15 protein-coding genes are annotated in these 17,415 nt (G+C 72.1%); 9 read left to right on the forward strand and 6 right to left on the reverse strand.

Annotated features, from left to right (window positions below):
* Positions 1 to 6 precede the first annotated feature (6 nt).
* Positions 7 to 2,655 carry a helix-turn-helix transcriptional regulator gene (locus ITJ64_RS12605; protein WP_194681136.1) on the reverse strand — a complete coding sequence of 883 codons (2,649 nt, stop codon included), beginning with the start codon at positions 2,653 to 2,655 and terminating at the stop codon, positions 7 to 9.
* Positions 2,656 to 2,975: 320 nt separating this feature from the next.
* On the opposite strand from ITJ64_RS12605, the gene ITJ64_RS12610 reads away from it, so the two are divergent.
* From ITJ64_RS12610 to ITJ64_RS12625, 4 genes are all read left to right on the forward strand, one after another.
* Positions 2,976 to 5,522, forward strand: coding sequence for a cell wall-binding repeat-containing protein (locus ITJ64_RS12610; RefSeq protein ID WP_194681137.1), 2,547 nt, complete (start codon positions 2,976 to 2,978; stop codon positions 5,520 to 5,522).
* A gap of 190 nt (positions 5,523 to 5,712) precedes the next feature.
* Positions 5,713 to 6,126, forward strand: a complete 414-nt coding sequence (locus ITJ64_RS12615; protein ID WP_194681138.1) for a response regulator — start codon at positions 5,713 to 5,715, stop codon at positions 6,124 to 6,126.
* Positions 6,123 to 6,491 (forward strand): response regulator, encoded by a 369-nt coding sequence (locus tag ITJ64_RS12620; protein WP_194681139.1) that lies wholly within the window; start codon positions 6,123 to 6,125, stop codon positions 6,489 to 6,491. Before ITJ64_RS12615 ends, ITJ64_RS12620 begins: the two co-directional genes overlap by 4 nt.
* On the forward strand, positions 6,491 to 8,236 hold the full coding sequence (locus tag ITJ64_RS12625) for a cell wall metabolism sensor histidine kinase WalK (RefSeq protein WP_194681140.1): 1,746 nt from the start codon (positions 6,491 to 6,493) through the stop codon (positions 8,234 to 8,236). The genes ITJ64_RS12620 and ITJ64_RS12625 overlap by 1 nt, the downstream gene beginning before the upstream one ends.
* Here ITJ64_RS12625 and ITJ64_RS12630 read toward each other — a convergent pair.
* Positions 8,211 to 8,837, reverse strand: coding sequence for a helix-turn-helix domain-containing protein (locus ITJ64_RS12630; protein ID WP_194681141.1), 627 nt, complete (start codon positions 8,835 to 8,837; stop codon positions 8,211 to 8,213). The two genes, ITJ64_RS12625 and ITJ64_RS12630, sit on opposite strands and share 26 nt — an antisense overlap.
* A 55-nt stretch (positions 8,838 to 8,892) precedes the next feature.
* Here ITJ64_RS12630 and ITJ64_RS12635 point away from each other — a divergent pair, with 55 nt between their 5' ends.
* Positions 8,893 to 10,263 carry an NtaA/DmoA family FMN-dependent monooxygenase gene (locus ITJ64_RS12635; protein ID WP_194681142.1) on the forward strand — a complete coding sequence of 457 codons (1,371 nt, stop codon included), beginning with the start codon at positions 8,893 to 8,895 and terminating at the stop codon, positions 10,261 to 10,263.
* A gap of 17 nt (positions 10,264 to 10,280) precedes the next feature.
* On the opposite strand, the gene ITJ64_RS12640 is transcribed toward ITJ64_RS12635, so the two are convergent.
* Positions 10,281 to 11,237 (reverse strand): Dyp-type peroxidase, encoded by a 957-nt coding sequence (locus ITJ64_RS12640; RefSeq protein ID WP_194681143.1) that lies wholly within the window; start codon positions 11,235 to 11,237, stop codon positions 10,281 to 10,283.
* A gap of 101 nt (positions 11,238 to 11,338) precedes the next feature.
* Here ITJ64_RS12640 and ITJ64_RS12645 point away from each other — a divergent pair, with 101 nt between their 5' ends.
* Positions 11,339 to 11,920 (forward strand): PadR family transcriptional regulator, encoded by a 582-nt coding sequence (locus ITJ64_RS12645; RefSeq protein WP_173180774.1) that lies wholly within the window; start codon positions 11,339 to 11,341, stop codon positions 11,918 to 11,920.
* A gap of 3 nt (positions 11,921 to 11,923) precedes the next feature.
* Here ITJ64_RS12645 and ITJ64_RS12650 read toward each other — a convergent pair whose 3' ends face one another.
* The gene (locus tag ITJ64_RS12650) at positions 11,924 to 12,934 is read right to left on the reverse strand and encodes an alpha/beta fold hydrolase (protein WP_194681144.1); all 1,011 of its coding nucleotides are present in this window, start codon (positions 12,932 to 12,934) and stop codon (positions 11,924 to 11,926) included.
* A gap of 229 nt (positions 12,935 to 13,163) precedes the next feature.
* Here ITJ64_RS12650 and ITJ64_RS12655 point away from each other — a divergent pair, with 229 nt between their 5' ends.
* Entirely contained in the window at positions 13,164 to 13,823 is a 660-nt protein-coding gene (locus ITJ64_RS12655) for a Pr6Pr family membrane protein (RefSeq protein WP_194681145.1), read from the forward strand.
* Here ITJ64_RS12655 and ITJ64_RS12660 read toward each other — a convergent pair.
* Positions 13,762 to 15,228 (reverse strand): FAD-dependent oxidoreductase, encoded by a 1,467-nt coding sequence (locus tag ITJ64_RS12660; RefSeq protein ID WP_194681146.1) that lies wholly within the window; start codon positions 15,226 to 15,228, stop codon positions 13,762 to 13,764. The two genes, ITJ64_RS12655 and ITJ64_RS12660, sit on opposite strands and share 62 nt — an antisense overlap.
* A gap of 75 nt (positions 15,229 to 15,303) precedes the next feature.
* On the opposite strand from ITJ64_RS12660, the gene ITJ64_RS12665 reads away from it, so the two are divergent.
* Positions 15,304 to 15,756: a pilus assembly protein CpaE gene (locus ITJ64_RS12665; protein WP_194681147.1), complete on the forward strand. Its 453-nt coding sequence runs from the start codon at positions 15,304 to 15,306 to the stop codon at positions 15,754 to 15,756.
* A gap of 9 nt (positions 15,757 to 15,765) precedes the next feature.
* Positions 15,766 to 16,596, forward strand: coding sequence for an aldo/keto reductase (locus ITJ64_RS12670; RefSeq protein WP_194681148.1), 831 nt, complete (start codon positions 15,766 to 15,768; stop codon positions 16,594 to 16,596).
* On the opposite strand, the gene ITJ64_RS12675 is transcribed toward ITJ64_RS12670, so the two are convergent.
* Complete coding sequence (locus ITJ64_RS12675) at positions 16,589 to 17,398, reverse strand: DUF1295 domain-containing protein (protein ID WP_194681149.1); 810 nt, start codon at positions 17,396 to 17,398, stop codon at positions 16,589 to 16,591. The genes ITJ64_RS12670 and ITJ64_RS12675 overlap by 8 nt on opposite strands.
* Between the last annotated feature and the right edge of the window lie 17 nt (positions 17,399 to 17,415).

Raw genomic sequence — 17,415 nt, forward strand, 5'->3', positions numbered from 1 at the left:
CGCTCGTCAGTTCAGCAGCGACGCCAGGTGCGAGCGCGAGCGGGCCCCCACCTTGCGGTAGATGTGCGTCAGCCGCAGCTCGACGGTGCGCAGCGAGATGAACAGCTCGCCGGCGATCTCGCGATTGCGAAGACCCCGCCTGACCAACTCGGCGATCACCCGCTCCTCGGCCTTCAGGAGGGCCAGGATGCTGTCGGCGTCGCGCACGACGACCGGCTCACCGGCCGAGGCGCGGCGGGCCCAGAGGGTGGCGCCCGCCCGCTCGAAGGTGGCGGCGGCCATGGCGAGGGCGGCCTCGGACTCGCCCCGGAGGCCGAGCCGCGAGAGCCGGTCGCCCTGGACGGTGAGCATGCGGCCGAGCTCGTAGTCGCAGGCGCGCTCCTCGTGCAGGGTGACGGCGGCGGCGAGCTGCGCCGGCGCCTCGTCGTCGGGGGCGAGCATCGCGGCCGAGCGCGCCACCGCGAGCTCGAGCCACTCGCTCGGTCGTTCGTGCTGCTGCCGGAGCAGCCGCTGCATCACCGCCTCGGCCTCGGTGCGGCGGTCGGAGAGCACGTAGGCCTCGATCAGGTTCGCCGAGTGCCGCACCAGGCCGGGGTTCTCGATCTGCACCGAGCCCGCGTCGGCGAGGCCGAGCAGACGCACGGCCTCGTCGATGTCGCGCCGGAGCAGCGCGTCGGTGCCGAGGAAGGTCGACAGGCGCGCCAGCACCGCGGGGTTCCGCTCGGCCGAGGCGAGGGCCGAGCACTCCTCGGCGAGCTCCTGGGCCTCGTCGTGGAGTCCCAGCGTCAGGGCGTGCCAGGTCATCGCGAGGGTGCGTGCGGCGTGCGGCGGTTCGCTGTCGACGGGCTCGGCCGTCCAGTTATCGACCACGGCGTGCGCCCGGTGGAAGTCGCCGGCGCGGATCTCGTTGATCAGGGAGAGGCTCCAGGCCCAGGAGCGCGCGAGGTGCTCGGTGGGATGGTCGTGCAGGACGACGTTCACGACCCGCCGGGCCTGGGCGTAGCGCTCCTGGTAGCAGAGCACCGTCGCGAAGGCGATCAGCGAGCCGACGGGCAGGTCGTGCAGCTCGTCGGAGCTCAGCCGGGCGGCGACCGGACGCACCTCCTCGCGGCCGTCGATCGCGTCGATCATGCCGCTCGCGTCGATGAACCCGGCCGGGGCCGCGCCGCCCGCTTTCGCCACGAACAGAGCGGCGAGGCGCTGCCAGCGGCGGGCCTCCTCGAGGTCCCACCGCCCGCTGTGGAACGAGGACACCATGCTGAGCAGCTCGGCCGCACCGACCGGGTCGTCGTCGCCGTACAGGCTCACGGACGACTCGACGTCGTCGGTCGGCACGACGTGACTGCGGGAGAGCTCGATGCCGATGCGGGTGGAGGCGAGCTTCAGGCTGAGCGCGGGGGACGGGACGTCGACGCGCACCCGGGCGAGGTAGCGGGAGGCGAGGTCGAGCATGCCCTGCAGCGCGAGCACCGACGCGAAGCGGTGCAGACCGCGGTGGGCGCGGCTCAGCTCGGGCTCGATCAGCAGTGCCCGTTCGGCGAACTCGACCGCGGCGTCGGTCTCGCCGTCCTCGGCGAGGGCCGAGGCCGCGTCGAGCAGGCCGCCGACCGCCGCCCGGCCCGTGGGGCTGAAGCTCTCGTGCCAGGCGCGGTTGCGTCCGCGGGGGCCGTCGGCTCCGGCGGCGAGGGCGGCGAGCTCCTGGTGCCGGTCGCGACGGCGGTGCGGTTCGAGGCTCCAGTACAGGTACGAGCGCAGCAGAGGGTCGTGCATCCGCACCACCTGACCGTGCACGTCGACGAGGCCGGAGTAGAGCAGCTCCTCGAGCGCGTCGACGCGCGTGACGTCGTCGCCCGTGATGAGCCCCACGTCGCTGAGCGATGCCATGGCCACGTCGTCGGCGACGGCACGGGCGACGGGGGAGAGGGGGTCCAGGAGCTCGGCCGCGAGGGCTTTCGTGGCCTTCGGCGGCCGCATCGGCAGCACCAGCGCCTCGCGCCCGACGATCTGGTCGCGGGTCAGCGCGCGGGCCGACTGCTCCACCACGAGCGGGTTGCCGCCGCTGCGGGCGGCCAGGATCTGCACCGTGCCCGCGTCGGCGACCGGGCCGAGCTCGCCCTGCACCAGCTCGGCGGCCTCGGCGAAGCTGAGCGGCGCGAGCGGCGACTCGCGGAACGCGAGCATGTGGTCGCCGCCGAGCCGCTTGGCGGTCGCGACGAAGCGGAGGCCGGTGCCGGCGAGCCGCCCGGCCATGAAGCCGATCAGGGTCTGGCTGATCTCGTCCATGCGGTCGAGGTCGTCGATCAGGATGAGCAGCGGCGGCAGCCCGAGCCCGCGGAGCATCGTCAGCAGGTCGCGGGCCGCCGCGAAGACCTGCTGCGGCTCCGTCGAGCGCAGGGTGAAGCGGCCCGCGAACTCGACGGCGCGCGGATCGTCGATCGACGCGAACACCGCGGAGAAGCCCGAGAGCGGCCAGGCCGCCTCGGCGGGGTTCGTCTGCACCAGCACGGCGTGCAGCACCGAGCGGTCGAGCGCCTCCTGCATGAGCCGCGACTTGCCGATGCCGTGCTCGCCGGTGAAGACGAGCGCCCCGCCGGCGGCCGACGCGGCGAGGCGCGCGATCGCATCGAGCTCGACGGCTCTGGCGAGGAATTTCATGCAGCGCTCCAATGGGCTCGGATGAGCGTCACATCGAGCCGAGAGTTCCTCCGACGTCCCCCAACGAAGTGGAATCGACAGTCGCCACGAAGTAGGGACATTGTGCTCCTGCCGGGCGTGTCGGCGCGAGCAATCTCAGCGCCTGCACAGAAGTAGTGCGGATAACCGCATCGGAACCGCATCCCCGGGGTGCGGGAAAGGTGCGTGAGCGGGGCTCTCCGGCGCTGTTACCGTCGCCCCTGGAACGCCCTCCGCGTTCCGCCGTCGTCGCCGCCGTCTGGGGGCAGGGCGCCGGCTCCGGCAGCAACAGGGGGTCGAAGATGACCGAGTCCACAGTCCATTCCCGGCGGTTCACCGCCGGCCTGCTCTCCATCGCGGTGGCGGCGGCGGCCCTCGTCGGGTTCGCCGTCGTCGCCCCGGCGGCCCCCGCGCAGGCGGCGGGCAGCACCGTCGTCTCGCTGACCTTCGACGACGGCAACGCCGACCAACTGGCGGCCGCCGCCACGATGAACGCGAAGGGCCTGAAGGGCACCTTCTACCTCATCTCGGGCTACGTCGACCAGCCGGGCTACCTCACCCGCCCCGAGGTCGCCACCATCGCCGGTGCGGGCAACGAGATCGGCGGGCACACGGTGCACCACCTCGACCTCGCCACCCTCGGAGCCGACGACGTGAAGCGCGAGGTCTGCAACGACCGGGTGAACCTCACCAACTGGGGCTACTCGGTGACGAGCTTCGCCTATCCCTTCGCCTCGTCGACGCCCGCGGTGCAGCAGACGGTCGCCGACTGCGGCTACAACACCGCCCGCGGCCTCGGCGACCTGAAGACGGCGCCCGGTACGCCCTGTGCCGACTGCGCGGTCTCCGAGACCCTGCCGCCGGCCGACCCGACGCTCACGGCCGCGGCCGACCAGGTCGACAGCACCTGGGACCTCGCCCGCCTGCAGTCCACCGTCACCGCGGCCGACGCGGTCGGTGGCTGGGTGCAGCTGACGTTCCACCACATCTGCGCCTCGACCTGTGACACCTCGCCCGAGAACGCCACGATCAGCTCGGCGCTGTTCGACGAGTTCACCACCTGGCTCGCCCAGTGGCAGGCGGGCGGCAACGGCACCGTCAAGACCGTGCAGCAGGCGGTCGGCGGAGCGGTCAAGCCCGTCGTCGCCGGCCCTCCGCTCGCTCCGGCCCCCGGCCCCGGCGAGAACGGTGTCACGAACCCGAGCCTGGAGACCCCGGGCGCCGTCGCGAACATCCCGCAGTGCTGGTGGGGCTCGAGCTTCGGCTCCAACACGCCCGTCTTCAGCACCGTCACCCCGGGTCGCACCGGGGCCACTGCCGAGAAGGTCACCGTGACCAACTACGTCGACGGCGACGCGAAGCTGCTCGCCCTGTTCGACGAATCCGGATGCTCGCCCACGGTCACCCCGGGCGCGACCTACTCCCTCCGGGCGTTCTACATGTCCACCGCGAACACCCAGTTCGCCGTCTACACCCGCGACACCCTGGGCGTCTGGAAGTACTGGACGTCGAGCCCCCTGTTCGCCCCCGCCACCATCTACACCGAGGCGAACTTCACCACCCCGGCCATCCCGGCCGACGTCACCGGCATCAGCTTCGGCCTGAACATCACCGCCAACGGCGAGCTGATCACCGACGACTACGCCCTCTACGACAGCAACGGTGCCCCGCTCCTGGCGATCAGCCCCGTGCTGCCGACCGTGGCCGGCACCGCGCAGGTCGGTGCGGTGCTCACCGCGACGGTCGCGCCCTGGGCTCCGGCCCCGGTGGCGCTGACCTACCAGTGGAAGCGCAACGGCACGGCGATCGCCGGTGCCACCGGCCTCAGCTACGTGCCCACCACCGCCGACGTCGGGGCCACGCTCACCATCGCGGTGTCGGGTACGAAGGACGGCTACGCGCCGCTGACCGCGACCTCCGCGGCCACGGCGGCGGTGCAGCCGGCGGATGCCAAGACGGTGCGCTACGACGGCCCCGACCGCTTCGCCACCTCGGCGGCGGCCTCGGCCGGCGTGTTCTCGCCCGGAGTGGCGGTGGCCTACATCGCCTCGGGCGAGACCTTCGCCGACGCGCTGTCGGCCGGTCCCGCCGCCGGAGCGCAGGGCGGCCCGGTGCTGCTCGTCACCAAGAACGCCGTTCCGACGGTGATCGCGGCCGAGCTCGCCCGGCTGAAGCCGGCGAAGATCGTGGTGCTCGGCGGCACCGCGGCGATCGCGGAGAGCGTCGTCACCTCGCTCAAGGCGACCGCGCCGACCACCCGCATCGCCGGTGCCGACCGCTTCGCGGTCTCGGCGGCGGTGTCGAAGGCGGTGTTCGCCCCGAACGCCCCCGTGGTCTACGTGGCCTCCGGCGCGAACTACCCCGACGCCCTGTCGGGCGGTGCCGCGGCCGGTCTGAAGAAGGCTCCGCTGCTCCTGGTGACGCCGACCTCGGTGCCCGCGGCCATCGCGACCGAGCTGGGGCGGCTGAAGCCCGCGAAGATCGTGATGCTCGGCGGCACCGTGTCGCTCTCGCCCGCGGTCGAGAAGGCGCTGAAGGCGATCGCCCCCACGACCCGCATCGCGGGTGCCGACCGCTTCGTGGTCTCGGCGGCGGTGTCGGCGGCGACCTTCACCCCGGGCGTGCCCGTGGTCTACCTGGTGTCGGGTCAGAACTTCCCCGACGCCCTGTCCGGCGCCGCGGCGGCCACCAAGCAGGGCGGGCCGGTGCTGCTCGTCACGCGGGACAGCATCCCGGCGGCCGTGAAGGCGGAGCTCGACCGGTTGAACCCCGGCAAGATCGTCATCGTCGGTGGCACCCAAGCGGTGTCGGCGGCGGTGGCCACGGCCGCGGGGTCGTACGTGTCCTGACACGCACGACTCGCGCGACGCGGCCGGCCGGCGGTCATCCCTGCGGGGGTGCCGCCGGCATCCGCGTGTCCGGCCGACACCCGTCGACACCGGTTGGACCCCGGGCCCCCCGCGTGCCAGGATGCTGGTAGCGCTCTCAGCCTGTATCCGTGCCGGATCCAGGGAGACCGGGGCGCGAGAGGATCTCGGCGTGACCCCCAGCAGCATCCCGGTCACCGGCCGCACCGCTCTGGTGGTCGACGACTCCGCCGATCAGGGTGACCTGCTCCGCCTGCATCTCGAGCGGCTGGGCTACGACGTCGTGGTCGTGACGACCGCCGAGGCCGCGATCGACTCCTACCGTCGTCTCGTGCCCGCGGTCGCGATCATCGACCTCCTGCTGCCCGGCATCGACGGCTGGCAGCTCGTGCGCACCATGAAGCAGGAGGTGCCCGACTGCGTGCTGGTCGTCACCTCCGTGCTGGGGCTCGAGGAGTTCCCGATCGTCGACGGGGTGCTGCCGAAGCCGTTCACCGCCGCCGACGTGGCGCGAACGCTCACTCCGCTCTTCCCGGCCGCGTCCGCGGCCGTCGAGGCCGATGACGATGGGGGACAGGGACGATGAAGGTTCTGATTGCCGACGACGACGCCGATCTGCGCGATCTCGTCTCGATCGCCGTGGAGAAGGCGGGCTACGAGGTGGCCGCCGCCGTCGGCGACGGGCTCTCCGCGTGGGAGGCCCTGAAGGCCGACGAGATCGACCTCGCGGTGCTCGACATCTCGATGCCGGGCCTCACCGGGCTCGAACTGGTGCAGCGCATCCGCGCCGATGACGAGCTGCGCGAGCAGCACGTGCTGATCATCACCGCGAACGCGCAGCCGAGCACCGCCGAGGCGGTGCACCTCGCCGGGGCCAACGGGCTGATCACGAAGCCCTTCCAGGTGCGCGAGCTGGTCGAGTTCATGCGCGGCGTCGCCGACCGAGTCTGATGGACGGTCAGAGGGACCCGGCGACCGTCCGGGTGGCCGCGGCCCGCACATCCGCTCATCGCCGCGGCGGTTCGTTCGGCTCGTGGTCGCCGCTGCTCAAGCAGGTCGCCGCGATCGTCGCCTTCGTGCTGGCGAACCTGGTGCTGCTCTCGCCCGTCGTGGTGGAGGTCGTGCCGGCCCTCGTGATCGTCGCCGACGTGCTCGTGCTGGCCGCGGCGGCCTTCGCCTTCGTGCTGCCGCGCACGACCCTCGCCCCGGGCTGGGAGCTCGCCGTCCCGGTGACGACGTTCGTCGCCGCCGCCCTGCTCCGCCTCGGCACCGACGGGCAGGGGTCGCCGTTCGGCGCCCTGATGATCATCCCGCTGGTCTGGATCGCGTCGGAGCCGGGCGTCCGCTCGGTGGTCATCGCCGCCGCCGGCGTCGTGCTGACGATCGCTCTGCCGTTCCTGTTTGGCATCTCCGCGGTCACCAGCCCGGCGGATGCGGTGCGCCTGGTCTTCACCCCGGTCGCCTTCACGATCGCGGCCGTGCTGATCAACCAGATCGCCCGGGTGGTGAACCGCCGGCTGCAGCAGCTCGAGGAGCTGAACGCCGAACGCGACCGGCTGGTGGAGACCCTGGAGCGGGCCAACCGGGCCGCCCGCAAGCGCGAGCTGCAGGCGATCAACGCGAACGCGCTGCTCGACGGGGTCTGGAACGACATCACGGGCCACGCCATCATCGGCACCGACCGGTCGGGGCTCGTCACCGTCTGGAACCCCGGTGCCGCATCGCTGCTCGGCTACACCGCGCAGGAGGCGATCGGCCGGCTGAACGTCACCGAGTTGCACCGGCGCGAGGAGCTGCGCGACTTCGCCGGCCTCGTCGGCACGGCCCGCGCCGGACTCCGCGACGTGCGCGACTGGAGCTACCTCCGCAAGGACGGCAGCGTCTTCCCCGCCCAGGTGTCGATCGCCGAACGGCTCGACGAGGAGGGTGAGCCCGCCGGCTTCGTCTTCGTCGCCACCGACGAGACCGACGCCAAGGAGATCGAGCGCCTGAAAGACGAGTTCGCGGGGCTGATCTCGCACGAGCTGCGCACGCCGCTCAGCTCGATCCTCGGCTACGTGGAGCTGCTCCGCTCCGACGACGACGAGCCGCTCAGCCGGCAGCAGGAGAAGTACCTCGGTGTCGTCGACCGCAACGCGCGCCGGCTGCTCCAGCTCGTCGGCGACCTGCTCTTCACGGCCCAGGTCGACTCGGGCGGCTTCCGGGTGCAGGCCGTCCCGACCGATCTGCCGGGTGTGCTGCGCGCCGCGCTCGAGAGCGCTCGGCCGGTCGCCGAGGCCGCCGGCGTCGAACTGCGCTCGGAGGTCGCCGCGGGAGAGCTCGTGCTCGGGGCCGACCCGGTGCGGCTCGGCCAGGCCGTCGACAACATCCTCTCCAACGCGGTCAAGTTCACGCCCCGCGGCGGATCGGTGACCGTGGCGCTCGAGTCGGCGCCCGACGAGGTGCGCATCGTCGTCGGCGACACGGGCTACGGCATCGCCGAGCACGAGCTGCACCGGCTGTCGGAGCGCTTCTTCCGGGCGGGCACCGCCACCAAGAACGCCGTGCAGGGGGTTGGCCTCGGCCTCACCATCACGAAGGCCATCGTCACCGCGCACGGTGGCCGGATCGACATCTCGAGCGTGCTCGGCGAGGGCACCTCGATCGCGATCGCCCTGCCGCGCGCGAGCGTCAGTGGGAGTGCCGTCCGGACGTGACGGTCACGGCCCGGAAGCCCTCCGGGCCGTCCGCGCGCCAGCGGTGGCGCACCCCCGCGCCGAGGGCGAGGGTGTCGCCGGCCGAGAGCCGGTGCACGGTGCCGTCGCCGAGCTCCACCTCGAGCACCCCCGCCAGGAGGTAGAGGAACTCCTCCTCGTCGTGGTCGGCGAACTCCGCGAAGCGCTGCCCCCCGTCCCCGGCGGCCTCCCCGACGATCTCGGTCGCGAACAGTCCGCCGGGCAGCTGCGCGAGCTGCCACACGGTGAGCTCTCCCGGGTGACCGGCGGATGCCCTGCCCTCCGCCTCGACGTGCACCACGTCCACCCCGGCCGCCGTGACGCGGCTCGCGGCCGGCCGGGCGAGCAGCGATCCCGACGGCACGCCGAGCGCCTCGGCGAGGCGGGCGAGCGTCGCGAGGCCGGGACGCGCGTGCCCCCGTTCGACCAGGCTCAGGAACGGCTGCGACACCCCGGTCGCCGCCGCCAGCCGCACCATGGTCAGGCCGGCCTCGTGCCGGAGGGCCCGGATGCGCGCCCCCATCGCGACGGCGTCGTCATCGAGCGGCCGCGTCGAGCGCTCCACCCCGCCGCCATCGTTCATCCGCCTGACACCTCCGGTAACACCGTGGAAAGATATTTATGTCATAAATATAGCCATGCAGCCTCTCCTCCTCGGCATCTTCCAGTACATCGGCCCGAACGGCACCGTCGGATCGGCATGGCAGCATCCCGACGACACCTCGGCGGAGTTCACGAAGCTCTCGCACTGGACCGGGCTCGCGAAGAAGTTCGAGGACGCGCGCCTGGACTTCCTCTTCCTGGCCGACAGCTACGGCTTCCCGGCGCTGGACGGGCAGCTGATCCCGGCGTCGGTGCGCGAGGGCCGGGGCATCCCGCACGGTGACCCGATGCCGCTGATCTCCGCCCTCGCGGCCGTGACCGAGCGGCTCGGCTTCATCCTGACGACGTCGACCACCGTCGAGCCGCCGGCCGCGAACGCCCGCCGCTTCGCGACCCTCGACCACTTCACCGACGGCCGGATCGGCTGGAACATCGTCACCGGCTCCTCCGGCGCCACGGCCGCGGCGCTGATGGGCAAGGAGCTGATCCGGCACGACCTCCGCTACGACATGGCCGACGACTACGTCGACGTCAGCCTCACCCTCTGGGAGGGCTCCTGGGAGGACGACGCGCTCGTGCTCGACAAGGCGACGGGCGTCTACGCCGACCCGGAGAAGGTGCATCTCGTGCACCACGAGGGCCCGTACTTCCGCACCGACGGCATCCTGAACCTGCCGCCGTCGCCGCAGCGCACGCCGCTGCTCGTGCAGGCGGGGGCCTCGGGCCGCGGGCGGGAGTTCGCCGGGCGCAACGCGGAGGCGGTGTTCGTCGGCGGGGGAGAGCCCGCCACCGTCGCGGCGAACGTGACGGGCATCCGGCAGAGCGCCGTCGCCGCAGGGCGCCCGGCCGACGCGATCAAGATCCTGGTCGGCGCCCTGTTCATCACGGCCCCGACGAGCGAGGAGGCGTGGGCGAAGCACGCCAGGATGCTGGAGCTGTCGAGCGACGAGGGCGCCGCGGCGATCTACGCCGGCAACACCGGCATCGACCTGCTGGCGCTCGACCCCGACAAGCCGATCGCCCAGACCGAGACCGAGATGGGGCAGTCGAACCTCGAGCGCTACCTCGGCAAGGACGGCACGCCGGCCCCGCTGGTGCGCGACATCCTCGAGAACTTCCGCCGCACGGGCATCAACGGCAGCGTCTTCGTCGGCAGCCCCGACGAGGTCGCCGACCAGATCGAGGAGTTCGTGGCGGCCACCGGCGTCGACGGCTTCCTGATCCAGCCGCACCTGACGCCCCAGACCTACGACGACCTGATCGAGCTGCTTCTTCCCGTGCTGCGGGAGCGGGGGCTCGCCCGCGACGAGTACACGGGCGACACGCTGCGCGAGCGCTTCTTCCCCGAGGGCGGGCCGCACCTGCCCGCGACGCACCGGGGGCACGCCTTCCGCGCGGGGCGCTGACCGCGTGCGGGCGGCGCCTAGGGGGCGAGGCCCTCGAGCACGTCGTTCGACGGCACGAAGAAGGTCGTGCCCGTGACGGGGATCGAGACGTCGAGCATCCGGTCGTACGACCCGACGGGGTCGCCCACGTACATCTGGCGCAGCATCTGCTCGATCACCCAGAGCTCGCGGGCGTAGCCGATGAAGTAGGTGCCGAACTCCCCGGCCCCGGGCCGCCCGAACGGCATGTTGTCGCGCAGGATGTCGTGCTCCACCCCGTTCGCGTCGACGACCGTCGCGAGCCCCTTGTGCGACTTGCGCGCACCGGGCTCGTCCTCCAGCTCGACGTTGTCGAGCTTCGTGCGGCCGATGATCTTCTCCTGCAGCTCGACCGGCAGCGTGTTCCAGGCGGTGAGGTCGTGCAGGTACTTCTGCACGACGACGTAACTGCCGCCCGCGAAGGCCTCGTCCTCCTCGCCGACGATCGACCAGTGCGCCATGCCGGCGCCGGTCGGGTTCTCGGTGCCGTCGACGAAGCCGAGCAGGTCGCGCGAGTCGAAGTAGCGGAAGCCCGTGGTCTCGTCGACCACCGTCACGGCGTCGCCGAGCTTTCCGAGCAGCAGCCGCTCCAGCTCGAAGGCGAGATCGGCCCGCTCGCTCCGGATGTGGAACAGCAGGTCGCCCGGGGTCGAGGGAGCCGTGTGCACCGGCCCGCGCACCTCGAAGAAGCGGCGCAGCTGCGCGGGACGGGCATCCTGGCCGAACCGGTCCCAGGCGTCGGAGCCGATGCCGACGTTGCAGGAGAGGTGCCCGTTGAGGTCGCGGAAGCCGACGGCGCGCACGAGCCCGCCGATGTCGGAGATCACGTCCCGCACCCGCTCGGCCGCCTCGTCGCCCTCGGCGATCGAGACCACCAGGAAGATGGCCGAGGTCGACAGGGGCGCGTCGACGCTCTGCGGCTGGATGGGGGTGCGGTCCCACGCTTCGTCGTGCATGACGAAATCCTATTGGCTTGACAGCCGAACAGTACCGATATATCGTAAAGCTATCGCGAACAGTCGCGACATTCAGATTTGACAACGAAAGGCGGATGCTCATGCGACGCATTCATCACACCCCCTCCTTCGAGCGCTCTCCCCACGGGCACGGCCCCGGCAGCGGTTTCGGTCCGGGCTTCGGCCCCGGCGGTTTCGGCGGCGGCTTCGGCCCCGGTTTCGGGCCGCGCGGCGGTCGTGGAGGCCGGGCCCAGCGCGGAGACGTGCGGGCGGCCATCCTGTCGCTGCTCGCCGAGTCGCCCTCGAACGGCTACGGCCTGATCAAGGCCATCGCCGAGAAGACCGGCGGAGTCTGGCGCCCCAGCCCCGGCTCCATCTACCCCACTCTTCAGCAGCTCGTCGATGAGGAGCTGATCGTCTCCACCGGAGACGGCCGGCGCACCGAGTTCGAGCTGAGCGACTCCGGGCGGGCCTACGTGGCCGAGCACGGCGAGGAGCTGGAGCGCGCCTGGCAGGCCACCGCCGGTCAGTCGCCTGCCGACCAGGAGTTCCAGGCCAGCGCCGCGAAGCTCCTCGGCGTGCTGCACCAGTTCCGCACGGCGGCCACCGACGAGCAGCGCGCTCAGGCCGTCGAGAAGATCGACGAGGCGCGCCGCGCCCTCTACCTCATCCTGGCCGAGTAGCGGCTAGCCTCCGGCGCCCGCGCAGACCGACGAGCCGAGCTCGTCGAGCACCGCGAAGGGCGCCTCGAGGTGGGCGAAGTGACCCGCGGTCGGGAGCACCGTCAGCGTCGAGCCGGGCAGCAGCCCGGCCAGGCGCGCGTCGTCGGTCTCGGCCGCGAAGGCGTCCCGGCGCCCGCGGAGCACCCGCACCGGCGCGGTGATGGTGCTCCATCGCTCCGGGTCGTAGCCGGCCGCCAGGCGGGCCGCGATCGAGAACGCCTCCGGGCGCACCTCGCGTGCCAGCGCCGAGGCGACGCCGGGCGGGATCTGGGACGGCCGGGCGAACAGGGGCGCGACCACGGGGCGCAGCACGTGCATCCGGTCGAGCGCCCGCAGCAGCACCGAGGCGGTGCGGCCCCCGCGGGAGAAGGCCGACATCACGGCGCGGAGGCAGACGAACGCGGGCTCCCGGGTGAACGAGCGCACCGGGTGCGCGGCCGCCTCCAGCACCGACGGACCGGTCGGGGACACCACGACGACGGACTCGGTGCGGGCCGGCTCGCGCGCCGCGAGGTGCAGGGCGATCAGCCCGCCCATCGAGTGGCCGACCAGGTGCCAGGAGCGGTAGCCGAGGGCTTCGACCGCATCCCGCACCGCGCCGGCGTAGGCGTCGATCGTCAGCGCCGAGCGGCCGTTGGACAGCGGACGGTCGGGCAGCGGCGACTCGCCCCAGCCGGGCAGGTCCAGCACGACGATGTCGGTGGGACGGCAGCCCTCGGCCGCCGCGGCCAGCAGCAGGGGCGTCCACGTCGTCCACGATCCCGCGGCACCGTGCAGGAGCACGGTGGCCGGGCCGTCGCCGCGACGCTCGCCGGCGTGCAGCACCACGGGCCCCACCCGCGTGCGCACCTCCCGGCGTCGCAGTCCGACCCGCGCGGGGTCGTGGACGAGCTCGAAGGGCGCGTAGAACGCGCGCAGGGTCGACGACCCGGGGCCGGAGCGCGGTGGGTCGTCGTCTGAGTCGTGTCGGGTCATGCCGGAGCGCCGGGTGGGTTCGACCGGCTCAGCAGGGTTCTGATCGGGTCGTCCGGGCTCGTGGGCATCGTGCAATGGAGCCACGTCGATTCTTCGGAGCCGGCGGCTCGACCGGATTGCCCACCAGGGCGCCGGGCGGCCCGGGCGACGGGCCCTCCGGCCACGAGCGACTAGCGTAGATGCACGACCGGCCGGAGGCCCCGGCATCCTTCCGACGATCGGAGCCCGCGTGCGACGTGCTGCCGCCCTCGTCCGACTCGCGGTGGCGGTCGTCGCGGTGGTGGCCCTGGTCTTCGACGTCGAGTACACGCTCGGCTTCAGCACCTTCTCGACGGTCAACTACTTCCTCTACTTCACCTTCCAGAGCAACGCCGTGAACGTGCTGGTGCTCGCCGCCTCGGGGCTCGCGATGCTGCGCCCGTCCCGCCGGCGCCTCTCCGCCTGGGCGGGCGGCATCCGTGGGATCGTGACGACCTACGTGATCGTCTCGGGCATCGTCTTCGGCACCATCGTCACCCAGGCCTCGAGCCACCAGTACCGCATCGAGGTGCCGCTCTCCAGCCAGGTGCTGCACTTCTGGATCCCCGGCTACCTGATCCTCGACTGGATCGTCGGCATCGGCCGCCCGCGCCTGCTCTGGCGCACGGTGCCGATCTCGCTCGGGTTCCCGATCGTCTGGGGCGTGTTCACGCTCATCCGCGGGTCGATCGTGGGCTGGTACCCGTACTTCTTCCTCGACCCCGGCCAGGTCACGCCGCCCGAGTTCGTCTTCTACGCGGGCATCGCCCTGGCGCTGTTCGCGGGCATCACCGCCCTGCTCGCCTGGATCAGCCGGCTGCCGTCGGCTCCGGAGTGGCGGTCGGGGTGGCGACGGCGTCGGGGTCGATGAACGGCACGAGGGTCGCGAGGGCCGCCTCGACGAACTCGTCGTCGCCGAGGGCAGCTCCCACGGGCACGTCGTCGGCCGCGGTCAGCCCCACGAGGATCGCCTGACCCGTCGAGGGCAGCAGGTTGATCCACTCCGCCACCACGGCGGTGTCGTCGATCACCGAGAGAACGGTCGCCTCGGTCGACCAGAACGGCTCGTCGAAGCGCAGCCAGAGCTGCTCGAGCTCGCCCACCCCCAGGGCGTCGATGGCGTCGAGGGTCGGCTGCGGCAGCGCCGGGGCGAACTCGATCGCCCCGGTCTTCAGCACACCCAGCGGCACGGTCACCACCACGCGGTCGACGTTCAGCGACTCGCCGCGGCCGAGCCGGAGGCTCACCCCGTCGTCGTCGTACCCGATGCGGATGACCGTGCTCGAGAGCACCACGTCGAGATCGTCGAGCGCGGCCTCCACGACGGCGTCGAGCCCGCCCACGACGAGGCGGGGGGCGTCGGGCCCGTCGCCGGACGGCGGCTCGGCGACACCGTAGGACGCCGAGAGCTCGAACGCGCTGGCGCCCGCCCGGGTGGCCACCGCGGTGTCGAGGTAGTGCGCCAGCCGGTCGGCCGGCGAGACGCCGTCGGCGTCGGGCGCGGTCGGCACCGCCTCGGCGCCGGAGGCCGACAGGGCCGAGGCGAGCGAGACGTCGGCGGGCTGGGCGCGGGCCCACGCCACGGCGGCGGACACCGCATCCGGCCCCACCGTGCTCGGCGGGTCGACCTCGCCCGAGGCCGTGCGCACCTCGGAGTCGCCCGCGAGGCTCAGCGTGTCGACGTCGGAGGCCAGCAGCGCGTCGTCGATGTCGGCGCCCGACACGGTGGGGGAGCCGAGCTCGACCGGGAACGGCCATCCGCTCTCCTCCCGGGTCAGGATGCGCCCGCCCACCCGATCGCGCCCCTCGAGCACCACCACGTCGAAACCGGCGTCGGCCAGTGCCCGGGCCGCCGTCGCCCCCGCGAGCCCGGCCCCGATCACGGCGATGCGCTCACCGTCGTCGGCGATCGCGCGCACCCGCTCGGCGGCCGAGGTTCCCGACTCGAGGGCGCCCTGCAGGGTTCCCGGATGCTCGGACGCCACCGCCTCGCCGGCGAAGACCACCCGGTCGCCCACGGTCTCGCGGAGCGTCGCCCGGTCGCCCGGGCCCGCGCCGACCGGCGTGCTGCTGAACGAGCCGAGCGAGAACGGGTCGGTCGACCAGGAGCTGCGGAGGTACCCGGCCGGGCGCGGAACGGGGGAGAGCGGCGTCGGGGCGGGCGATCCGGTCGGCGTGGGCGTCGGCCGGGGGGCGTCGGGCGTGCACGCCGTCAGCGCGGCCAGCGACAGGGCCGACACGGCCCCTGCGAGGAAGGTTCGTCGCTCGATTGCCAATTCTGCGGTGCCGTTTCTGCCTCGGTGAGCCCGTGCGGTCACCTCAACGTTAGCCGACGCTGTAATGATGGGGAGATGATCTCCATCGAGCTCGCCCGCGCGCTCCGCACCGCCGGGCTCCGCTGGCACCCCCGCTCGGGCGACGGCTTCGTCATCGAGACGGCCGAGGCCGGCGGCGAGGTGTACACGGTCAGCGAGATGACCGTCGAGGTGCACGAGCATCCGGGTGGCAGCCTGATCGGCTTCAACGGCACCACCGAGTGGGCGCTCGACTCGGTCGATCTCGGCGACACGCTCTGGCTGCCGCGGGAGGACCAGCTGCGGGAGCTGCTGCGCGACGGCTTCGTCTCGCTGACCACCGAGCGGGTCGACGGCGACACGCTCTACCTCGTCACGGCCGTGATCCGGGGCGACGAGCGACGGTACGAGGCGCTGAGCGCGGCCGACGCCTACGGCGAAGCTGTGCTCGACCTGATCGTCCGCAGTCTGGTCGCTGACGACGAGGCGGGTGTCGGCGGGGAGTCATAGGGTGAAGGGATGACGGAGAACTCAGTCCCCACAGTCACCCTGAACAACGGCACCACCATCCCGCAGCTCGGCTTCGGCGTCTTCAGGGTCGATCCCGACAAGACGAACCGCGTGGTGCGCGACGCCCTCGACGTCGGCTACCGCCACCTCGACACGGCCCGCATCTACCAGAACGAAGAGGGCGTCGGCCACGCCGTGCGCGAGTCCGGCATCGCCCGCGACGACCTCTTCATCACCACGAAGCTCTGGAACGACGACCAGACCCGGCCCCTCGAGGCCTTCGAGAAGAGCCTGGCCCGGCTCGGCACCGACTACGTCGACCTGTACCTCATCCACTGGCCGACCCCCGAGCGCGACACCTACGTCGACGCCTGGCGCGGGCTGATCGAGATCGCGCAGTCCGGCCGCGCCAAGGCCATCGGCGTCTCGAACTTCACCATCGATCACCTCGAGCGCCTGATCGCCGAGACCGACGTGGTGCCGGCCGTCAACCAGGTCGAGCTGCACGTCGACTTCCAGCAGGCCGAGCTGCGCGCGTTCGCCGCCGAGCAGGGCATCGCCATCGAGGCCTGGGGGCCGCTCGGCCAGGGCAAGATCAACGAGTCGCCCGAGCTCGCCGCGATCGCCGAGGCGCACGGCAAGTCGGTTCCGCAGACGATCATCCGCTGGCACCTCGACGTGGGCAACATCGTCATCCCGAAGAGCAACGACAAAGGCCGCATGGCTCAGAACTTCGACGTCTTCGACTTCGAGCTCTCGGCCTCCGAGATCGCCACCATCGCGACGCTCGACCGCGGAGAAGACGGCCGCAACGGCACCAACCCGCTCGAGTTCAACTAGCGGGCTCGGCGCTCGTCCTGCGGGGGAACCACGGGACGAGCGCCGACGTCGTCCGGCGATAGGCGTCGTACTGGGGGTACTTCCCGCGGGAGATGCTCTCGGTGAAGATCGTCGAGCCGATGAAGACGACGGTCAGCAGCAGGGGCCCGAGCGCCGAGAACTGCAGCACGGTGCCAGCGGCCACCGCGCCGACGCCGAAGAAGAGGTACCACTGGGCCAGCTCGAAGAAATAGTTCGGGTGGCGGCTCACGCGGAACAGCCCGGTCGTGAGGAATGGCATCTGCGCCGTGCCCGCCTGCTTCCGCCGGTGGAAGCGCCACTGCTGCTCGTCGGCGATCGACTCGCCCACGAGCGCGGCCGCGAAGAGCACGAGCAGCGCGATGTCCAGCAGCCCGAACGGGGTCGCGCGATGCTGGTAGGCGAAGTAGGCCGGCATCGCGATGAGCCAGAGCACGAGGTTCTGGAAGCCCGCGATGAACAGCAGGTCGAACACCTGGAACGCGGCTGCGGGCATCCGCTTCTTCAGGATGCCCCAGCGGTAGTCCTGGCCCCCGCGGCCGTAGCCGCCCTTGCGGGCGAAGTTGAACGTCAGGCGGGCGCCCCAGAGCGTCACGACGGAGGCCATCAGCACCAGCCGGAGGTCGGTGAAGCCGGTCGCGCCGGCGAAGATCCAGACGTAGAGCACCGGCACGATCGACCAGATCCGGTCGACCCAGGAGTACTCGCGGGTGACGAGGGAGAGCACCCAGGTGACCAGCACGCTCGCGATCAGCACCCAGACCGAGGCCAGCAACGGGATCATGGTCGAATAGTAGGGCA

Source organism: Herbiconiux sp. VKM Ac-1786, from assembly GCF_015350805.1.
Taxonomy (GTDB): Bacteria; Actinomycetota; Actinomycetes; order Actinomycetales; family Microbacteriaceae; genus Herbiconiux.

What these genes read in the sequence shown, in the direction of transcription:
- ITJ64_RS12610 (WP_194681137.1), top strand. Translation starts at nt 2,976, where the DNA reads ATGACCGAGTCCACAGTCCATTCCCGGCGGTTCACCGCCGGCCTGCTC.
- ITJ64_RS12650 (WP_194681144.1), bottom strand. Translation starts at nt 12,934, where the DNA reads ATGACCCGACACGACTCAGACGACGACCCACCGCGCTCCGGCCCCGGG.
- ITJ64_RS12640 (WP_194681143.1), bottom strand. Translation starts at nt 11,237, where the DNA reads ATGCACGACGAAGCGTGGGACCGCACCCCCATCCAGCCGCAGAGCGTC.
- ITJ64_RS12675 (WP_194681149.1), bottom strand. Translation starts at nt 17,398, where the DNA reads ATGATCCCGTTGCTGGCCTCGGTCTGGGTGCTGATCGCGAGCGTGCTG.
- ITJ64_RS12670 (WP_194681148.1), top strand. Translation starts at nt 15,766, where the DNA reads ATGACGGAGAACTCAGTCCCCACAGTCACCCTGAACAACGGCACCACC.
- ITJ64_RS12635 (WP_194681142.1), top strand. Translation starts at nt 8,893, where the DNA reads ATGCAGCCTCTCCTCCTCGGCATCTTCCAGTACATCGGCCCGAACGGC.
- ITJ64_RS12625 (WP_194681140.1), top strand. Translation starts at nt 6,491, where the DNA reads ATGGACGGTCAGAGGGACCCGGCGACCGTCCGGGTGGCCGCGGCCCGC.
- ITJ64_RS12605 (WP_194681136.1), bottom strand. Translation starts at nt 2,655, where the DNA reads ATGAAATTCCTCGCCAGAGCCGTCGAGCTCGATGCGATCGCGCGCCTC.
- ITJ64_RS12645 (WP_173180774.1), top strand. Translation starts at nt 11,339, where the DNA reads ATGCGACGCATTCATCACACCCCCTCCTTCGAGCGCTCTCCCCACGGG.
- ITJ64_RS12665 (WP_194681147.1), top strand. Translation starts at nt 15,304, where the DNA reads ATGATCTCCATCGAGCTCGCCCGCGCGCTCCGCACCGCCGGGCTCCGC.
- ITJ64_RS12630 (WP_194681141.1), bottom strand. Translation starts at nt 8,837, where the DNA reads ATGAACGATGGCGGCGGGGTGGAGCGCTCGACGCGGCCGCTCGATGAC.
- ITJ64_RS12620 (WP_194681139.1), top strand. Translation starts at nt 6,123, where the DNA reads ATGAAGGTTCTGATTGCCGACGACGACGCCGATCTGCGCGATCTCGTC.